Source organism: Flavobacterium sp. 140616W15 (assembly GCF_003668995.1).
Classification (GTDB): domain Bacteria; phylum Bacteroidota; class Bacteroidia; order Flavobacteriales; family Flavobacteriaceae; genus Flavobacterium.
The window spans coordinates 3,847,369-3,867,839 of sequence record NZ_CP033068.1; the positions used below are offsets into that span (position 1 = coordinate 3,847,369).

Genomic DNA, 20,471 nt, shown 5'->3' on the forward strand with positions numbered 1-20,471 from the left:
ATTCTTTAGAAATCATTAAAAAGGAATTTATTTACTATCTGACAAATAAAAGTTTAACAAGAAATCATTCTATTTTGTATCATTGTAGGTCCTAATCAAACCCAACAAAAACTATGAATAAAAAACTACTCTTATTGCTATTACTAGCAAACTTTTTAAGTTACTCCCAGACACCAAATGTCCCTAGCTACGTTCCTACAGATGGTTTGATAGCCTATTATCCTTTTAACGGAAATGCAAATGATCAAAGTGGCAATGCATCTAATGGAACTCCAACTGACATCACTCTAACATCTGATAGATTGGGAGTGCCCAATACCGCTTACTCTTTTAATGGAACAAGTAGTAATATTGAAGCTCTAATATATAATATTCCTAAATACAATTCTCCTAGAACAATCTCGGGGTGGTTCAAGACAGACGATGCGTTTGCATCTCCAAACAAATATGAAATTTGTATTTTTAACTATGGTATTTTAGAAAAAACACAAAGACTTTCTCTTTCTGTTTACTCAAAGGGATATTTCAATGTAGTAAATGGCCCTGTTTTTTCTGATAACTCATTCTATATAAACAACTTTGATTATTCAAACAATGACTGGTATTTCTATACCCTTACCTATGATGGAAGTAAAGCTTCAATATTTATTAATGGTGAATTTGTATCCGAAAATATCATAAGCCTAAACACTACAGGAAACACTTTAAAAATAGGCCAAAGAATCTCTGGAGACACTACCGATGAAAGCTTTAAAGGAAAAATAGACGATATTGGAATTTGGAATCGTGTCTTAACTCAAACAGAAATCATCGCTTTGTATGAGTCTGAAAACACAGCCAATTCTTACACATTAATCCCTGATGAAAACTTTGAAAAAAAATTAATAGATTTAGGAATTGATTCTGGTACTCCAGATGGAAAAGTACTAACTTCAAATGTCTCATCACTTACTTCATTAGATGTTTCATCAAGTTTAATTTCAGATTTAACAGGAATTCAAGATTTCACTTCATTAAATATATTGAATTGTGAAAACAACAAACTTTTGACCCTTGACATTTCAAATAACAAACTCCTGAAAGAATTAAATTGCAGATATAATAATTTAACCGCTTTAGAATTATCAGCAAATATAAATTTAACTTCATTAGATTGTATTTATAATCAGATTACTAACCTTGACGTATCCAAAGCGGAGCATCTTGAATCATTATTGTGTAATTCTAATCAAATTACCCATTTAGATGTGACTAATAATTTAGTTTTGAACTGGTTTGGTTGTAATGGCAATAAACTAACAACTTTGAATGTTTCAAAAAACAAAAATTTGCGTTTTTTAGACTGCGGATTTAATCAACTGTCATCACTAGATATTACTAGTAACAAAGATTTATCTTATTTAAATTGTTATTACAATAAACTCACTTCATTAGATGTTTCTATGCTTACTGAGTTAACGGATTTAGCTTGTTCCTCAAATCAATTGAGCAACCTAGACGTTTCTAAAAATATCAAACTAAAATCTTTACTATGTGAAAACATCAATGTTCCAACTCTTGATCTCTCTAAAAACACAGCTCTTGAAGAATTATATTGTGGAAATGGACAACTCACAAATTTAAATGTTTCCAAAAATAAGGCACTAACCCATTTATACTGCCAGAATAACCAACTAATTTACTTAAACATTAAAAATGGATCAAATTCACTACTTACCGATGTGGATTTTACACAAAATCCAAATTTAACATGCATACAAGTTGATGATATAGCTAATTCTAATGCAAATTGGTCAACTCAAAAAGATGTATCAGCAAGCTATGATACTAACTGCACATCAAATTTTGTCCAGATTCCAGATCAAAATTTTGAGCAAAAATTAATAGATTTAGGAATTGATACAGATGGAAAGAATGGAATGGTACTAGATAGTAGCATTTCACAAATAACTCATTTAGATGTTAATTCTAGCGCTATAAAAGATTTAACTGGAATAAGTGGTTTTATTTCACTTAGAGGTCTAAAGTCATCAAACAATCAATTAATAAACTTGGATTTATCTAAGAATACTCTTTTGGACTCTTTAGATACTTCTATGAACAATCTTGTAACATTGAATATCAAAAATGGAAATAACACTAAATTGTACATCCCAAATTTAAATTTCACTGGCAATCCATATTTAACCTGCATACAAGTTGATGATGAGGCTTATTCTAATACAAATTGGACAACTCAAAAAGATACAACGGCAAGTTATAGCAGTAATTGTATATTAAATTTTGTTCAGATTCCAGATCAAAACTTCGAACAAAAATTAATAGATTTAGGAATTGATAAAGATGGAAAGAATGGAATGGTACTAGATAGCAGTATTTCGCAAATAACTTATTTAAATGTTAACTCTAGTGCTATAAAAGATTTAACCGGAATAAGTGGTTTTATTTCACTTAGAGGCCTAAAGTCATCAAACAATCAATTAGTAGATTTGGATTTATCTAAGAATACTCTTTTAGATTCCTTAGACACTTCTATGAACAACCTTGTGACATTGAATATCAAAAATGGAAATAACACTAAATTTTACATTCCTAATTTAAATTTCACAGACAACCCAAATCTAGTCTGTATTCAAGTAGACGATGTAGCTTATTCTAATGCAAATTGGGCAACTCAAAAAGATGCAATAGCAAGTTATAATACTAATTGTACATCTGATTTTGCCCTGATTCCAGATCAAAATTTTGAGCAAAAATTAATAGATTTAGGAATTGATACAGATGGTCTAAACGGAAAAATTTCCAATTCAAAACTCAACACCATCACTTACCTAGACCTTTCGAATAGCAACATAACTAGTCTGGCTGGAATTCAAAATTTCACAGCCTTAACCTATTTAGATTGCAATTCCAACAATCTTCAATCTATTGATGTTAGTCAAAACAAATTACTAACCAAGTTATCATTACATGACAACAAACTAACCAAATTAGATGTTTCTGCAAACAAAGAATTATATAACTTAACATTTAGCATGAATCAGATTTCAACAATTGATTTATCTCAGAATACAGAAATTCATTCTCTAGCGGCAGATAGAAATAAGTTAAATACTATTGATCTTTCTGCAAATCCTGAAATAGAATCATTATATTGTGGTAATGTTAATCTTACAACACTAAATGTTTCAAATCTACCAAATCTAATAAATCTAAATTGTACTTATACCAACATTTCAGAGATTGATGTCACTGCAAATCCAAAATTGGAAATGTTATATTTTAACAATGCAAACTTAACAACATTAAATGTTAGTAAAAACCCTCTTTTAACACATCTAAATGTTAGCAATAATCAATTAACAACTTTAGACCTATCCAATAATCCTCTTTTAAAAGTTGTCTTTATTGAATTTAACCCTCTAACGTCATTAAATATACAAAATGGCAATAACAAAAACTTTAAAGTACCTAACACCTCTAAAAAAAATACTGAAGTTGAAGTATTAACTAGTTTTTTAAACAACACAAAACTTAGCTGCATAAAAGTAGATGATGTTGCTTATTCAAATGCAAACTGGTCAAAAATTAAAGATAAAAGTGCAACTTACAACACAGAATGTAATGAAGAACTGGCTTTACCAACAAACAACTTTATAGTTGAAACAAAAGGAGAATCTTGTCTTGGTGAAAACAATGGGGAGATAAGTATTTCTGCTAAACAAACATTTGCATACACAGCTACTATAAATGGAAAAACAACCGTTTTTACCAATAATTTACTAAAAGTTATTGGCTTAACTCCTGGAAATTATCCTATTTCGATTACAATCCCTGGACAAATTTTTGAACAAAAATTTAATATCACTATTGCTAAGGGAGCAACCATTTCTGGAAAATCTAATATAACAGCTAGAAAAGTTGATGTTGAAATTACAGAAGGAACAGCTCCTTATACCGTTTTTGTTGATGGCCAAGCGCAGTTTCAAACAACCGATTCTAATTTTTCTTTAGATTTAAACAAGGGCGGTTTATTAGAAGTAGCAACTGCTAAAGCTTGCGAAGGTATTTTTTCTAAAAAAATACCTTCATTAGATGTTATAAAAAGTTTAGTAGCTCATCCTAACCCAACATCGGGAAATTTTGAAATCGACATACCATCTAACAAAAAGGAAATCAAAATAGAAGTTTACAACTTCGGAGGTCAATTAGTTTCTACTAAAAATTATAACGTAGAAGATGGGAAAGCATATTTAAATATCGAAAACCAAGCTTCTGGTATTTATGCTGTTAAAATCTATTTAGACACTCCAGAATACATTAAAATCATAAAAAAATAAAAATGAAGAATTTTTTATACCTATCAATAATCAGTATTTTGTTTATTTCTTGCGGTGGCGGTGGCGACGATCCTGTAACTCCAGGAGTTCCAAACGTAGCACCTACAGTACCGATATTAGTTAGTCCTGCTGATAATAAATTATGCGTAGACAATACCGTTTCTTTTAAATGGGACAAAGCTACAGACACTAACAATGACGCTATAACTTATCAAATTCAAATTTCAAAAGACAATACCTTTACTCAAATTGATAAAAATTTTGAAGGAGCTGATAATAATACCTCTCTTGTATTAGACAAAAACATGGCCTATTATTGGAGGATAAAGGCAACAGATAATAAAGGGTTAGCAAGTGCTTATTCTATCGTTTACAAATTTTACACTGCGGGAGATGCTCTTGTAAATCATCTACCTTTTGCACCAAGTTTACTGCATCCAATTCTAAACAGTACATTAAGCACAGTAACTGCCTCTCTAAAATGGGAAGCAACAGATGTTGATACTACAGATGTTCTAACTTATGATGTCTATTTTGGAACTACTAACCCTCCTAACAAAAAAATAAGCGAGAACAAAGCTACAAATGCACTTGATGTAACTTTAGAACCTGCAAAAGAATATTTCTGGAGAGTTGTTGTGAAAGACAACAAAGGAGGAGAAACTGTTGGTCAGATATGGAAATTTAAATCCAATTAAAAACATATATAAAATAACCTAAAAACCCATTTTCAAGAGAATGAAAATGGGTTTTTACATTAAAACACTTAAGATCTGCTATATATATCTAAATACAAAAACAAGAATTATAATATAAAAATTACTTGTAATTTGTATCATTGTAAATTCTAATCGTAAACAAAATCTATGAAAACAAAATTACTCTTATTGCTTTTATTAGCAACTTTTTCTATTTATGCACAACAATACACCCCAATTCCTGATATTAATTTCGAAAATAAATTAATCGCCTTGAATATAGATTCAGGAGTGTCAGATGGGAAAGTATTAACTTCAAGCATCACCGGAATTGCTCATTTAAACTTATACAACTCTTCTATTTCAGACTTAACAGGCATTGAGGATTTTACCTCTTTAACCAACTTAAATGCTCGAAAAAATAAATTAACTAGCATTAATTTATCAAAAAATACTAAACTAACCGACTTAAATGTTTCCGAAAATAAATTAACAGATTTAGACATTAAAACAAACACTTTACTTACTAAATTAGATTGCCAAAGAAACATGCTAACAGATTTAAATGTTTCTGAAAACACTAAATTGACAGATTTAAATGTTATGGTTAACCAATTAAGTTCACTCGACTTAACAAACAATTTAGTTTTAGATGCCCTCACAAGTTCTTCTAATAAATTAACCTCCTTAAACATCAATAACAATACTTTATTAACAGAAATAAACTGTGGAAACAATCTATTAACTAGCCTAAATATATCAACCAATACACTTTTAACTGTTTTGGCCTGTAATACCAACCAAATAACAAGTTTAAATGTTTCTAATAACAAACTCCTTGTACAGTTAATGTGTCATTTTAATAATCTTACTGCCATTGACGTTTCAAATAACCCCGAATTAGAGATGTTCGATTGTTTAAACAATCAGATTACAAGTATTGACATATCTAAAAACCCTAAAATAACAGAATTAGCTTGTGAAAACAATCAACTAACTTATTTGAATTTAAAAAATGGTAACAATGTTATTCTAGAGCTTCCCTATTCTAACTTTATCAATAACCCTAATCTTAGTTGTATACAAGTAGATGATATTACTTACTCCAATACAAACTGGTCAACCAAGAAAGATGTGACAGCTACATACTCAACAACCTGCAACACTTTAGGTCTTGAAGAAGCAGTATTTGATAAAGCTACTGTTTATCCAAACCCAACAAAAGGAGAATTACACATTAATAATGTATTTCTCGATAAAGCAACCGTTTATAATTCTTTAGGACAATTAGTAAAAACATTTACACTTAATTCAAACGATATTAACAATGCAATAAACTTATCTGGCCTGCCAAAAGGAATTTATTATGTGTATTTAATCAATCAAGATAGCGCTTCTGCTAAGAAAGTCATAATAGAATAAATACTCTCATTCTACTAAAAAATCCCGCTTTCAAAACTATGAAAACGGGATTTTTTGATTTAACTCTATTTTTAAAACTCTAAAATTAATATTGTTAAATCAAAAACTTAGCTGTTTTAATACAAAAAAACTTAACAATAAATCGTTTCTAATTTGTATTATTGCACTACCTAATTTAATTTCAAAACCTATTTATGAAAACAAAATTACTTTTATTACTCTTACTAACAAATTTCTCTATTTATGCTCAGACGAACTTAGTCCCTAATGGAGGATTCGAAAACTGGACAGATAACACAACACTCCCTAGTTGGACAACTCTAAACAATGTTGCGCAAAATACTGCAGAGTATTGGGAAGGATTCAACAGCATAAAGTTATCTTTTGCAAGCAGTACTTTGATTCCAAAAATTACAACGCAAGTTCCTTTAAATGCAGGAGTTACTTATGTAGTTAAGTTTAAATACAAATATTTAAGCAGCAATTATAACAGCTCTCATCCAATTGTATTAAACATTAGTAAAAACGGAAGTTCGACAACACTTTCTAAGAGTTTTTTTGCTACAGATAATAACTGGGCAACAGTTGAAACTACTTTTACACCAGATCAAAATTTATCCTATGATTTAAATATTTCTCTAAATACTCTTGATAACATCGGATTTAACGCAAATATTGATTATGTTCAGATTTATGCTAAAGGAACCGAACAATATACCCTTATTCCAGATTTGAATTTTGAAAAAAAATTGATTGCTCTTGGTCACGACTCTGGCCCAACAGATGGAAAAGTGCTAACAGCTAATATTTCTACATTAACTTCTTTAAACATTACTGCTAATAGTAATGGGGTTGGTTTAGTTAAAGATTTGACGGGAATCCAAGATTTCACAGCATTAACATTACTAAATTGTGAAGGCCAACAATTGACAACTTTAGATCTGACTAAAAATACTGCTTTAGCTACTTTAAATTGCCAAAACAACTTACTGACAAACTTGAATATTTCTAAAAACTCCTCTTTAACTACTATTATTTGCAATAATAATAAACTAACAAATCTTGATGTTTCTGAAAAATTAGCCTTGACCAATTTACAATGTACATCTAATAAATTAATAAGTCTGGATGTTTTAAAAAATACTGCCTTAATCACGCTACTTTGCGACAAGAACTCACTAACAAGTCTGGATATTTCAAAACTCATCGCTTTAGTCACTTTAGATTGTTCAACGAATTTACTAACAAGTCTGGATGCTTCAAAAAACATAGCTTTGACATCTTTATATTGTACAGACAACCCCCTAACAAATGTAAATGTAAAAAATGGAAACAATAAAGCTTTTTACTGGAATTCTATTTATCATTTAAGTTTTTCTGGAAATAAAGATTTGAAATGTATCACTGTAGATGACATAGTCTATTCAAATAAAAATTGGACGGGAAACAAAGAATCTGGGGCTACTTATGCCTTAGCTTGTGATGGGCGGTACACCGCTATTCCTGATCCAAGATTTCATCTAGAACTAATAAATCTCGGACTAGATTCAGGTAATTTTTCTGGAAAAGTGCTAACAGCAAACATTTCTTCCCTGAAAACTCTTGATTTATCTTCTAAAAACATCACAGATCTTACAGGAATTGAGGATTTTACTGAATTAACTTCCTTAGATTGTAGTAAAAACAAGTTATCTTCAATAGATATTTCAAAAAATATTGCTTTAACGACATTAAATTGTTCATATAATTATACAATAGATTTTCTTGATGTTTCTAAGAATATTAATTTAAAAATCCTAAGTTGCCATAGCCTAAAAATAAGAGATTTAAACCTAAAAAATAATTTAAAGCTGACTCTTCTAAACTGTAGTTATAATGCTTTGACTAATTTAGAAATTCCTCATAATCCTGATTTTAATTATCTTGATTGTTCTAATAATCGATTGGCACAGATAGATGTTTCGAAGAATACTAATTTGACTTACTTTGATTGCTCCAATAATAAGTTAACGAATCTTGATGTTTCAAATAATGGTTCTCTAATTACTTTTTATTGCAACTCTAACAATCTGTTTAACCTAAATGTAAAAAATGGCAATAACCTTAAATTGAGTAAACGTAGTTTTATCGACAATCCAAACTTGACATGCATTAATGTTGACTCTTATAGCACTTCGAGTTGGGGTCCTAGTAAAGATCCAAAAGCTTTTTACAACTCAAACTGCAGTGGTGAAAATATTCCTTATACTCTTATCCCTGATCCCGCTTTTGAGCAAAAATTGATAGATATAGGAGTTGATACTGATGGTAAAAATGGAAAAGTAATTACAACCAATATAGCTTCACTAAAATCATTAGATGTGTCTTCCAGCAATATTACAAATTTAACAGGAATTGAAGATTTTACATCTTTAACTTACTTAGATTGCGGTTCAAATAAAATCTCCAATCTTGATTTAACGCAAAATACTGTTTTAACTACTTTGTTTTGTCCCAAAAATGATCTGGAAGGTTTGAATCTTTACAAAAATACATTCTTGACTTATTTAGATTGCAACACAAATCGATTAAAAGGACTCAATGTATATTACCTTACAGCCCTAACTTATTTAAATGTAAGTAATAATTCTCTTTCTAACCTAAATCTATTTTATAATAATGCCTTAACAAATTTAAATTGTTCCTACAATAAATTGACGACTTTAGACATAACTAGAAATCTAGCTTTAACCACTTTTAACTGTAGTAACAATATACTGAGAACTCTAAATGTTGATAAAAACTCGGCCTTGGTGACTTTTATTTGCAATAATAATAAACTAGAAAATTTAGAGGTGACTAAAAATTTGGCCTTAGCGACTTTTATTTGTAATAATAATAAACTAGCTTTTTTAGATGTAACTAAAAATGTTATTTTAAATAAATTTGATTGTCAATATAATAATTTGCGGTATTTAAATTTGAAAAATGGGAATAACAAAAATTTTGATCTGACTGATTCTAATTTCACAAACAATACTCTAACTTGTATTAGCGTAGATGATGAAAATTATTCAAATGCAAATTGGTCAAATTTAAAAGATGCATATGTATCTTTTTATGAAAATTGTGACATACTGTACACTTTAATTCCTGATATTAATTTTGAGAATAAATTAATTGCCTTAAAAATTGATTCTGGAATTCCGGACGGCAAAATTGCAACATCGAAAATCAATTTTATAACTTATCTAAATTTAAATGGAAGTTCTATTTCTGATTTAACGGGAATCCAGGATTTTACGGCATTGACACAATTAAACTTTCAGAATAATCAAGTGACTGCAATCGACATTTCTAAAAACATCGCCTTGACTGAGTTACATGCTAATACTAATAAACTTACTACTCTTGATACTTCGAATAATCTTGCTTTAACAGAACTAAACATCAGTAGTAACAAACTAACAAGCATTAATATCTCAAAGAATATTAATCTGACATACTTATTTTGCGGTTCAAATCAATTAACGGCTCTCAATGTTTCAAACAATAAAAAACTAAGTAAATTAAGCTGTTCTTCAAATCAATTAACAAATCTGGACCTTTCTCAAAACACTGGGCTGAGCGAAATAAACTGTGAAAATAATAATCTTTCTACTTTAAACTTAAAGAATGGAAACAATAAATCCATCACAAACAACTACTTAACCCTTGACTTTACACAAAACCCTTTATTAAAGTGCATTCAAGTAGATGATGAAAATTATTCAAATACAAATTGGGGAGATAGGAAAGACGTAAAAGCAAGTTTTAATACAGATTGCTCTGCTTACACTTTAATTCCAGATTCTAATTTTGAAGATAAATTAATCGCTCTAGGAATAGACAAAGATGGAAAAAACGGAAAAGTAGCAACTGCGAGTATTGTTACCATAAAATCACTGAACGTTTCAAATTCTGAAATCAAAAATCTAAAAGGAATTGAAGATTTTGTTTCCCTCACATCTTTAAATTGTTCTAACAATCAATTGAGTGAATTATCTATTGCTAATAATATTTCATTAAACAATTTAAACTGTAGCACAAACACTATCCTTGAGCTAGAGTTGTCAAAAAACACTGAACTTGTTACATTAAGTGCTAGTTTTAATCAATTGGAAAATTTGAATGTTTCAAAAAACACGAAACTAAAAGAAATTGATTGTGCTGGAAATAATTTGTTCAACCTGAATTTAAAAAACGGAAACAATGTAAACATGCAAAGGGTTATTTTTGGTAATTTTACTCAAAATCCAAATCTACTTTGTATTCTAGTTGATGATGCTGCATTCTCAAATCAAAACTGGATTGCAAAAGATGCAACCGCAAGCTACTCTTCTGAAGCTTGTGCAGAAAACATACAATATACTTTAATTCCTGATCCCAACTTTGAAAAACACTTAATCTCCCTAGGTATTGATTCTGGTACAGTTGATGGAAAGGTTTTAACCTCAAATGTAAAAAATATAACATCTTTATCTGCTTTTGGAAGTCCAGATAAAATTACCGATTTAACTGGTATTGAAGATTTTGTTTCTTTAGAGTCACTTTACTGCTATAAACAGGCAATTATAAAACTTAACCTCTCTAAAAATCAAAAATTAAAACTTTTAGATATAAACAATAATAAAGTTAGTATTTTAGATTTATCTAAAAACACTGCTTTAGAAACAGTAAATTGTGGTTTTAACAATTTAACAGAATTAAATGTATCAAACAATAAGGCTTTAAAATCACTTCATATCAATAACAATCAAATTACAAATGTAGATGTTTCTCAAAACCCTACATTAGAGGATTTAGAGGTCGGTTCAAATCAGCTTATAACTATTGATGTAACTACCAATCTAGCATTAAAGAAACTCAGTATCTATGGAAATAAAATAAAAGCAGTGAATACCTCTAAAAATCCAGATTTAATCGCTTTAACAGCTTTTTTAACGGAACTAAAAGATGTAGATGTTTCTCAAAATAAAGCGTTGACTTACTTAAATGTTAAAAATTGTCAATTAACAGCTATTGATGTTTCTAAAAACAAAGCTTTATACGGATTGGAAGTTTCTGAAAATAAAATTGAGACAATAGATGTCTCTCAAAATCCTTTATTGACTACCTTGACGGTAAATTCAAATCAATTGACGAGTTTAAATCTTAAAAATGGCAAAAACACTTTACTGAATAATAACTATGTCTCGTTTACGTCAAACCCAAAATTATACTGTATTCTTGTTGATGATGTAACCTATGCCAACACAAATTGGCCGTATAACAAAGATGCTATTGCAACTTATAATACCGAATGTACTGGAGAATTGATTTTGCCAGCAAACAATTTTGCTGTAGAAACTAAAGCTGAATCTTGTTTAGGAGAAAACAATGGAGAAATTAATATAGTAGCAAAAACATCATTTGCTTATACTGCAACTATTAATAGCAAATCGTATTCTTTTACTAACAACATTCTAAAAGTGGCTAATTTAACTCCAGGCGTTTACAAAATTAAAATCACAATCCCTGGACAAATTTTTGAACAAAACTTTAATGTTACTATCGCTAAAGGAGCAACCATTTCTGGAAAATCTAATATAACAGCTAGAAAAGTTGATGTTGAAATTACAGAAGGAACAGCTCCTTATACCGTTTTTGTTGACGGGACAGAGCAGTTTCAAACCAATGATAGTGCTTTTTCTGTAGATGTTACTAGAAATGCTTTAGTAGAAGTAGCCACTGCAAAAGCTTGTGAAGGCATTTTCGCTAAAAAGGTTTCTGTTTCAGATTTTGAATCCAGTAGTTTATCTTCTTATCCTAACCCAACTTCAGGAAGTTTTGAAATCGAAATCACTTCAAACAAAAAAGAAATCAAAATAGAAATTTACAATTTAGGAGGTCAATTAGTTTCAGCTAAAACATATCCTATCGAAAGTGGAAAAGCACAATTAAATCTTGAAAACCAAGCTTCAGGAATTTATATCACTAAAATCTATTTAGATACTCCAGAATACATTAAAATTATAAAAAAATAAAGATGAAGAACTCTATATACCTATTAATCATTAGTTTATTATTTACAGCTTGCGGTGGCGGTAGCGATGATTCAGATCCAACTTCCGAAGCTAATGTAGCACCAACAGTACCGGAATTGGTTTCTCCGGCAGACAATAAACTATGTGTAGATAATACTGTTTCTTTTCAATGGAAACCTTCTACAGATAGCAACAAAGACGTTATCACTTATCAAATTCAGGTAGCAAAAGATAATACATTTGCTCAAGTTATAAAAACAAATGAAGTTAACTCTGATAATTCATTGATAAATTTAGATAAAAACACAGCGTATTACTGGAGAGTAAAAGCTACAGATAGTAAAGGTCTATCTAGTGCTTATTCCTCTACTTACAAACTTTATACTACTGGCGAAGCTGTGGTGAATCATTTGCCTTTTTCTCCAGAATTAGTACAACCTGATATAAATACGACATTAAGCACCACAACTGCAACTTTAAAATGGAAAGCAACAGATGTTGATGCTACAGATGTTCTAACTTATGATGTCTATTTTGGAACTACTAACCCACCTAACAAAAAAATAAGCGAGAACAAAGCTACAAATGCACTTGATGTAACTTTAGAACCTGCAAAAGAATATTTCTGGAGAGTTATTGTGAAAGACAACAAAGGAGGAGAAACCGCTGGTCAAGTTTGGAAATTCAAAACCAACTAAAACATCAATTAGCTAAACTAAAAAATCCCGTTTTCAAAACTATGAAAACGGGATTTTTTTTAAATTTTAATTACAGTTAAAGAATCTCTTCACAAGTAAAAACATCTTTAAGCCTTACTCCTTTTTCTGTATGTTCAACCGTTATAATTTGATTATGTGCATCATGCTCCAGAAACAAATAGTAATTATTATCTGCAGCCGCACTAAGAAACTTTGACTTCTCAGGCATTGTCAATAATGGTCTTGTATCATATCCCATAACGTATGGCAACGGAATATGTCCAGCTGTAGCCAATAGATCTGCACAAAAAACAATCGTTTTATCCTGATACTGAATATGTGGAATCATTTGTTTTTCGGTATGGCCATCGACATAATAAATTCCAAAATTTATTTCTTCTGAAAAACCAAAATCAGATTCTGGACGCTTAATAAAATTTAATTGCCCACTTTCTTGCATTGGCAGAATATTTTCAGACAAAAAAGAAGCCTTTTCTCGAGCATTAGGTTTGGTAGCCCATTCCCAATGATTTTCATTACTCCAATATTTAGCATTTTTAAAAGCTGGTTCATAACCCGTTTTGCCAGCATTCCATTGCACACTTCCACCACAATGATCAAAATGCAGATGCGTCATAAAAACATCCGTGATATCATCTCTATGAAAACCATATTTTGCCAACGATTTATCTATCGAATGATTTCCCCAAAGCGAATAATATCCAAAAAACTTATCCGATTGTTTGTTCCCCATTCCAGTATCGATCAAAATAAGTCGGCTACCATCTTCAATAAGCAAGCATCTAGCGGCAATATCTATCAAATTGTTTTCATCGGCAGGATTGGTTTTATTCCAAATTGTTTTAGGCACAACACCAAACATGGCACCACCGTCTAATTTAAAATTTCCTGATTCTATTGGGTAAAGCTTCATTATTTAATTATTTAAAAATTCAAATGTTACAAAAATTAAGATTCAATGATCTTTTGTTTGATTAATCATGCAATTTAATAAAATCCTTTTGCTTTAAAGGAAATCAAATAGACTTTATCTATTTTAACATTTGTTATAATAATGTGAACCGTTGTGGAAAAAGATTTTTATATAGTATCTTTGCAAATAATTTAGACAATAATCTACATAACAATGATAAAGGTTTCTGATTCTGCCAAAAAGAAAATTATCGACTTGATGAAAGACGATGGTTTTGATGCCGCACATGACTACGTAAGAGTAGGGGTGAAAAGTGGTGGGTGCTCCGGTTTATCATATGATTTAAAATTTGACAAAACCAAAGGAGACGACGATAAAATATTCATAGACAACGATATAACTATTGCTGTCGAAAAAAAATCATTTCTATATTTAGCTGGAACAATATTAGAATTTTCAGGTGGATTAAACGGAAAAGGATTTGTATTTAATAATCCAAACGCAAGTAGAACTTGTGGTTGTGGCGAAAGTTTTTCACTTTAGCCAACGTCGAAAGTCATAAAATCAAACGGAGCTACACATACTTCGGATCTTAAGACATTCAAACTTATAAGACCATATTGAAACAATGAGCAAATACACTGAAGACGATTTAAAAATCGAACTCGAAACTAAAGAATACGAATACGGATTTTATACCAATATAGAATCAGAAACGTTTCCTATTGGGCTAAACGAAGATATTGTTCGTGCCATTTCTCTAAAAAAAGAAGAACCACAATGGATGACCGATTGGCGCATTGAAGCTTTTCGTGCATGGCAAGAAATGATCGAGCCAGAATGGGCAAATGTGCATTATCAAAAACCCGATTTCCAAGCAATCTCATATTACTCTGCTCCTAAACAAGTAGATCCTAATAAAACATTAGACGATGTAGATCCGGAACTTTTAGAAATGTACAAAAAGTTAGGAATCTCTGTCGACGAACAAAAAATGATGAACAATGTCGCTATGGATATTGTAGTCGATTCTGTTTCTGTTGCTACAACTTTCAAAAAAACATTGGGAGAAAAAGGGATTATTTTCTGTCCTATTTCTGAAGCGATAAAAGAGCATCCTGAATTAGTTCGTAAATACCTAGGAACAGTTGTACCACAAAAAGACAATTTTTATGCAGCATTAAATTCAGCTGTTTTCTCAGATGGTTCATTCTGTTATATTCCAAAAGGCGTTCGTTGTCCAATGGAACTTTCTACTTATTTCCGAATCAATCAAGCAGGAACAGGGCAATTTGAAAGAACATTGGTTATTGCCGACGAAGGAAGCTATGTATCGTACCTAGAAGGATGTACAGCACCAAGTCGTGACGAAAACCAACTGCATGCTGCTGTAGTAGAGCTAATTGCTCTAGATGATGCAGAAATCAAATACTCAACCGTTCAAAACTGGTATCCAGGAAACAAAGAAGGAAAAGGTGGTGTATTTAATTTCGTAACCAAAAGAGGTTTATGCGAAACGAATGCAAAAATCTCATGGACACAGGTAGAAACTGGTTCAGCTGTAACATGGAAATACCCATCTTGCGTTTTAAAAGGAGACAATTCGGTAGGTGAATTTTATTCAATTGCCGTTACCAATAATTTCCAACAAGCAGATACTGGAACAAAAATGATTCATTTAGGTAAAAACACTAAATCAACAATCATCTCTAAAGGTATCTCAGCTGGAAAATCACAAAATAGCTACCGTGGATTAGTGCAAATAAGTGCTCGAGCAGATAATGCAAGAAACTTTTCGCAATGTGACTCTCTTTTAATGGGTAACAATTGTGGCGCACATACTTTTCCATATATCGAGAGCAAAAATCCTTCTGCAAAAATAGAACACGAAGCAACAACAAGTAAAATTGGTGAAGACCAAGTATTCTATTGTAATCAACGTGGTATTCCAACTGAAAAAGCAATTGCATTAATCGTAAATGGTTTTAGCAAAGACGTTTTAAATAAATTGCCAATGGAGTTTGCTGTAGAAGCACAAAAATTATTAGAAATTTCTTTGGAAGGTTCTGTGGGTTAATACGTTTAAAGTTTCAGGTCTAAAGTTTGCAAAACACACTTTAAACTTAAAAAGAAACTTTTCACAAAAACCTAAATTGAAAATAAATAGTTTAAACAAGAAAAAATTTAAAGCAACCGTTCCTTAATAAAACTAAAGAACTTGAACTTTAAACTTTAAACAAAAATAACATGTTAAGTATAAAAAACCTTCATGCCTCAATTGGCGACAAAGAAATTCTTAAAGGAATAAACATAGAAGTTAAAGCTGGTGAAGTACATGCCATCATGGGACCAAACGGTTCTGGAAAAAGTACACTTTCTGCAGTAATTGCAGGAAATGAAAACTACGAAGTAACACAAGGAGAAGTTTTTCTTGACGGAGAAGATCTAGCCGATTTAGCACCAGAAGAAAGAGCACACAAAGGTGTATTTCTTTCATTCCAATATCCTGTAGAAATCCCTGGAGTTAGTGTAACTAACTTTATGAGAACTGCAATTAATGAAACACGTAAAGCAAACGGTCAAGAAGAAATGCCAGCTAATGAAATGCTGAAAGTAATTCGTGAGAAATCAGAATTATTAGAAATTGATCGTAAATTCTTATCACGTTCACTTAACGAAGGATTCTCTGGTGGGGAGAAAAAACGTAACGAAATTTTCCAAATGGCAATGTTAGAGCCAAAATTAGCAATCCTTGACGAAACAGACTCAGGTTTGGATATCGATGCATTAAGAATTGTTGCTAATGGGGTTAACAAGCTAAAAAGTGATAAAAATGCAATTATCGTTATCACGCACTACCAACGTTTACTAGACTATATCGTTCCTGATTTCGTTCACGTACTTTACAACGGAAAAATTGTAAAATCTGGCGGAAAAGAATTAGCATACGAATTAGAAGAAAAAGGATACGACTGGATTAAAGCGGAAAACTAGATTTTTGTTCCATGTTTCATGTTTTTTTAGTTTCAAGTTAAATTTATCTTTTGTAAGTTTAAACCTAAAACAAAAAACCATGGCAACAATAAATAGGTTTGAAGATTTAGAAATTTGGAAAGAAGCGAGACGATTAGCAAAAGAAATTAATCTCATTGTAAATGAAACTGAATTAAAATCAGATTTCAGATTTAAAAATCAAATAAACGCATCATCTGGTTCAGTGATGGACAACATAGCAGAAGGTTTTGAAAGAGATGGAAATTTAGAATTTCGACAATTTTTATCCATTGCGAAAGGTTCAGCTGGAGAAACAAGATCCCAACTTTATCGAGTTTTTGATTTTGAATACATATCAGAACAAAAGTTTGAAATTTTAAAAACAGATTATGAAAACTTAAGCGGTAAAATAAAAAACTTTATCACTTATCTTAATAAGAAGGATTTTAAAGGAAATAAGTTTCAATAGATAAAACTTGAAACTTTAAACCTGAAACCCCGAAGGAAACAAAATAAAAATGGATTTGAAAGAAAAATTAGTATCGTCTTTTATGGCTTTTGAGGAACGTGTAGATGTCCATACGGATCTTCATGAAATCAGAACACAAGCGATAAAAAACTTCGAAAATAAAGGTTTTCCAACCAAAAAAGAAGAAGCTTGGAAATATACATCACTAAATGCCATCTTAAAAAATGACTTTACTGTATTTCCAAAACAAGATAATGCAATCGAATTTAATCATGTAAAAAAATATTTTATACATGAAATAGACACCTATAAAGTAGTATTTATAGATGGTGTTTTCAGTTCGCATTTATCTTCTACAACACACGATGGAATTGATGTTTGCTTAATGTCTTCGGCATTAACCAAACCTAAATATAAAATGATTATTGATAAATACTTTAATCAAATCGCAAATACAGAAGATAGTTTAACTTCTTTAAACACTGCATTTGCAATTGAAGGCGCTTATATCAATATTCCTAAAAAGAAAGTAGCTGCTAAACCTATTGAAATCATGTATTTCTCAACAGGAAATGAAGCAGCGCTTATGGTTCAGCCAAGAAACTTGGTAATTATAGGTGAAAATTCTCATGTGCAAATCATCGAGCGCCACCAAAGCTTAAATGAAAACCCTGTTCTAACCAATTCCGTTACAGAAATTTTTGCTGAAAAACGTGCGATTGTAGATTACTACAAAATTCAAAATGACAATAGCGAAGCCAATTTAATTGATAATACTTACGTTTCACAACAACAAGAAAGTCATGCATCGGTTCATACGTTTTCATTTGGAGGGAATTTAACCCGAAACAACCTGAATTTCTATCACTTTGGTGAAAGATTGACAAGTACGCTAAACGGAATAACAATTATAGGCGAGAAACAACACGTAGATCACTATACATTAGTTAAACATTCAACTCCAAATTGCGAAAGTTTCCAAGATTACAAAGGAATTTTTACAGACCGTTCAACAGGAGTTTTTAATGGAAAAGTATTAGTTGAAAAAGTAGCGCAAAAAACAAATGCATTTCAAAAAAGCAACAATATCTTATTAAGTGATAAGGCAACTATAAATGCAAAACCACAATTAGAAATTTTTGCTGATGATGTAAAATGCTCTCACGGTTGTACGATCGGACAACTAGATGAAACAGCAATGTTCTACATGCAGTCACGCGGAATTCCTCAAAAAGAAGCAAAAGCATTATTAATGTATGCATTCTCAAATGCCGTTATTGAAAGCATCAAAATACCAGAATTAAAGAAACGAATCACTACAATTATTGCTAGTAAACTAGGAGTAAAAATGGGATTTGATTTATAGATAATTTAACTGCAAGGCTTTAAAGATTTAATCACAAAGTTCGCAAAGGTTTACACAAAGGGCGCTAAGTTTAGTAATTAAACTCTGCGCCCTTTGCGATTTCTTTTACTTTGCGAACTTTGCGGTTAATTTTTCACTTAACAGAAGCAATTATCTCCTTCAAAAACACATTAAAATCAAATTCAAGATCATCTGTCAAGCCCATTCTTACTATGACTAAATCCAAAGATGGAATAATAAATACTTTCTGACCTTGGAAGCCACTACAGTAAAACATATCACGAGGCGCATCTTTATATTTTCCACCTGCATTTAACCAAAATTGAGCACCATAATCCCCTTTTGAAGTATTGGTTGGAGTAGATACATATTTCACCCAACTTTCATCCAGAATCTGCTCTCCATTCCAGTTCCCTTTATGCAAATACAGTAACCCAAATTTAGACCAGTCTCTAGTAGTTGCCCAAGCATAAGAAGAGCCAACATAATTCCCTACCATATCGGTTTCGATAACAGTAGAGTTCATTCCTATTTTATCTATTAAAGCGGAATACCAAAAATCTAGATATTCCTGATGTGTCTTAAATTGTTTTCTCAAAATAGCCGATAACAAGTTACTTGTTCCAGAAGAGTAATTCCAATGTGTATCTGGTTTAAACAAAGCTGGCTTTTCTAGTTGTACTTTAGCCATATCTTCTGACTCAAAAAGCATAATAGTTGCATCACAGATTGTGTTGTAATTTTCCACCCATTCTAAACCCGAATTCATATGAAGTAAATCATTAGTAGTTATAATTTTGCGTTCATCATTTTGCCATTCAGCAATTGGAGCAGGTTTGTAAATATCAAATTTCTTTTGTCTTTGAAGCACTCCAAACATCGTTCCTGTAATACTTTTGGTCATAGACCACCCGAGTAACTTGCTGTTTTTAGTAAAACCTGTCTCATATTTTTCACCTATCAGTTTGTCTTTATACAATACTAAAACCGACCTTGTTCTTTTATTTTTTTCTCCTGCAACATCAAATGCATTCGCAATCGCTTTTTCTAATTTAGCATAATCAACAGTAGAAAACACAGTATCTTTAGGCTCTTTGTCCCCGTAAGGAAAAGGCAAATTATTAGCCAATTTTATTCTTTTGGGAACCAAGTACGGCTTAGACATGTCGAAGTTATCATTAATCAAAGTAGCACCTATCCCCTTTCGATAAATTGCTTTTCGTTCTTTTAATCCATAAACACTAGAGGTTGCAAACTTTCCTTCTTCATTAATTGTATTTGTTGCTAAATCTAGCAAAGGAATATCATTATCTCCTTTTTCAATCGATTCCTGCGAGCGATTATCTATGAAATGACATGAAGCAATACTTTTAGAAGTAAAGCCAGAAATCAAATCAAGTTTAGGATAAGTAGTAAATCTGAAATAAATAATTATGATAATAATAAGAAGAACAAGTAATTTTAAGATTTTTTTCATAATAATACAGGTTAATTTACACTGCAATA

General features: G+C 30.9%; 12 protein-coding genes. 10 read left to right on the plus strand and 2 right to left on the minus strand.

Annotated elements, in window-relative coordinates; all coding sequences use genetic code 11:
• Positions 1 to 113: 113 nt before the first annotated feature.
• The 5 genes from EAG11_RS16840 to EAG11_RS16860 all read left to right on the plus strand — a co-directional run bounded on the left by EAG11_RS16840 (position 114) and on the right by EAG11_RS16860 (position 13,202).
• Positions 114 to 4,340 (plus strand): LamG-like jellyroll fold domain-containing protein, encoded by a 4,227-nt coding sequence (locus EAG11_RS16840; RefSeq protein ID WP_129540179.1) that lies wholly within the window; start codon positions 114 to 116, stop codon positions 4,338 to 4,340.
• Between the two features lie 2 nt (positions 4,341 to 4,342).
• On the plus strand, positions 4,343 to 5,038 hold the full coding sequence (locus EAG11_RS16845; RefSeq protein WP_129540180.1) for a hypothetical protein: 696 nt from the start codon (positions 4,343 to 4,345) through the stop codon (positions 5,036 to 5,038).
• Between the two features lie 168 nt (positions 5,039 to 5,206).
• The gene (locus tag EAG11_RS16850; RefSeq protein ID WP_129540181.1) at positions 5,207 to 6,460 is read left to right on the plus strand and encodes a T9SS type A sorting domain-containing protein; all 1,254 of its coding nucleotides are present in this window, start codon (positions 5,207 to 5,209) and stop codon (positions 6,458 to 6,460) included.
• A 194-nt stretch (positions 6,461 to 6,654) separates the two neighbouring features.
• Positions 6,655 to 12,504 (plus strand): T9SS type A sorting domain-containing protein, encoded by a 5,850-nt coding sequence (locus EAG11_RS16855; protein WP_129540182.1) that lies wholly within the window; start codon positions 6,655 to 6,657, stop codon positions 12,502 to 12,504.
• A 2-nt stretch (positions 12,505 to 12,506) separates the two neighbouring features.
• Positions 12,507 to 13,202, plus strand: a complete 696-nt coding sequence (locus EAG11_RS16860) for a fibronectin type III domain-containing protein (protein ID WP_129540183.1) — start codon at positions 12,507 to 12,509, stop codon at positions 13,200 to 13,202.
• 76 nt (positions 13,203 to 13,278) lie between these two features.
• On the opposite strand, the gene EAG11_RS16865 is transcribed toward EAG11_RS16860, so the two are convergent.
• Positions 13,279 to 14,136: an MBL fold metallo-hydrolase gene (locus EAG11_RS16865; RefSeq protein ID WP_129540184.1), complete on the minus strand. Its 858-nt coding sequence runs from the start codon at positions 14,134 to 14,136 to the stop codon at positions 13,279 to 13,281.
• A gap of 213 nt (positions 14,137 to 14,349) precedes the next feature.
• Between EAG11_RS16865 and EAG11_RS16870 the strand changes: the two genes are divergently transcribed.
• From EAG11_RS16870 to sufD, 5 genes are all read left to right on the plus strand, one after another.
• A complete protein-coding gene (locus EAG11_RS16870) occupies positions 14,350 to 14,679 on the plus strand; it encodes an iron-sulfur cluster assembly accessory protein (RefSeq protein ID WP_129540185.1) in 330 nt (109 codons plus the stop codon).
• 85 nt (positions 14,680 to 14,764) lie between these two features.
• Positions 14,765 to 16,213: a Fe-S cluster assembly protein SufB gene (sufB, locus tag EAG11_RS16875; protein ID WP_129540186.1), complete on the plus strand. Its 1,449-nt coding sequence runs from the start codon at positions 14,765 to 14,767 to the stop codon at positions 16,211 to 16,213.
• Positions 16,214 to 16,383: 170 nt separating this feature from the next.
• Positions 16,384 to 17,130, plus strand: a complete 747-nt coding sequence (sufC, locus tag EAG11_RS16880) for a Fe-S cluster assembly ATPase SufC (RefSeq protein WP_035618340.1) — start codon at positions 16,384 to 16,386, stop codon at positions 17,128 to 17,130.
• Positions 17,131 to 17,209: 79 nt separating this feature from the next.
• Positions 17,210 to 17,599, plus strand: a complete 390-nt coding sequence (locus tag EAG11_RS16885) for a four helix bundle protein (RefSeq protein WP_129540187.1) — start codon at positions 17,210 to 17,212, stop codon at positions 17,597 to 17,599.
• 49 nt (positions 17,600 to 17,648) lie between these two features.
• On the plus strand, positions 17,649 to 18,965 hold the full coding sequence (sufD, locus tag EAG11_RS16890; protein ID WP_129540188.1) for a Fe-S cluster assembly protein SufD: 1,317 nt from the start codon (positions 17,649 to 17,651) through the stop codon (positions 18,963 to 18,965).
• Between the two features lie 133 nt (positions 18,966 to 19,098).
• Here the strand turns inward: sufD and EAG11_RS16895 are convergent, their stop codons facing one another.
• The gene (locus EAG11_RS16895; RefSeq protein WP_129540189.1) at positions 19,099 to 20,442 is read right to left on the minus strand and encodes a serine hydrolase; all 1,344 of its coding nucleotides are present in this window, start codon (positions 20,440 to 20,442) and stop codon (positions 19,099 to 19,101) included.
• Positions 20,443 to 20,471 lie beyond the last annotated feature (29 nt).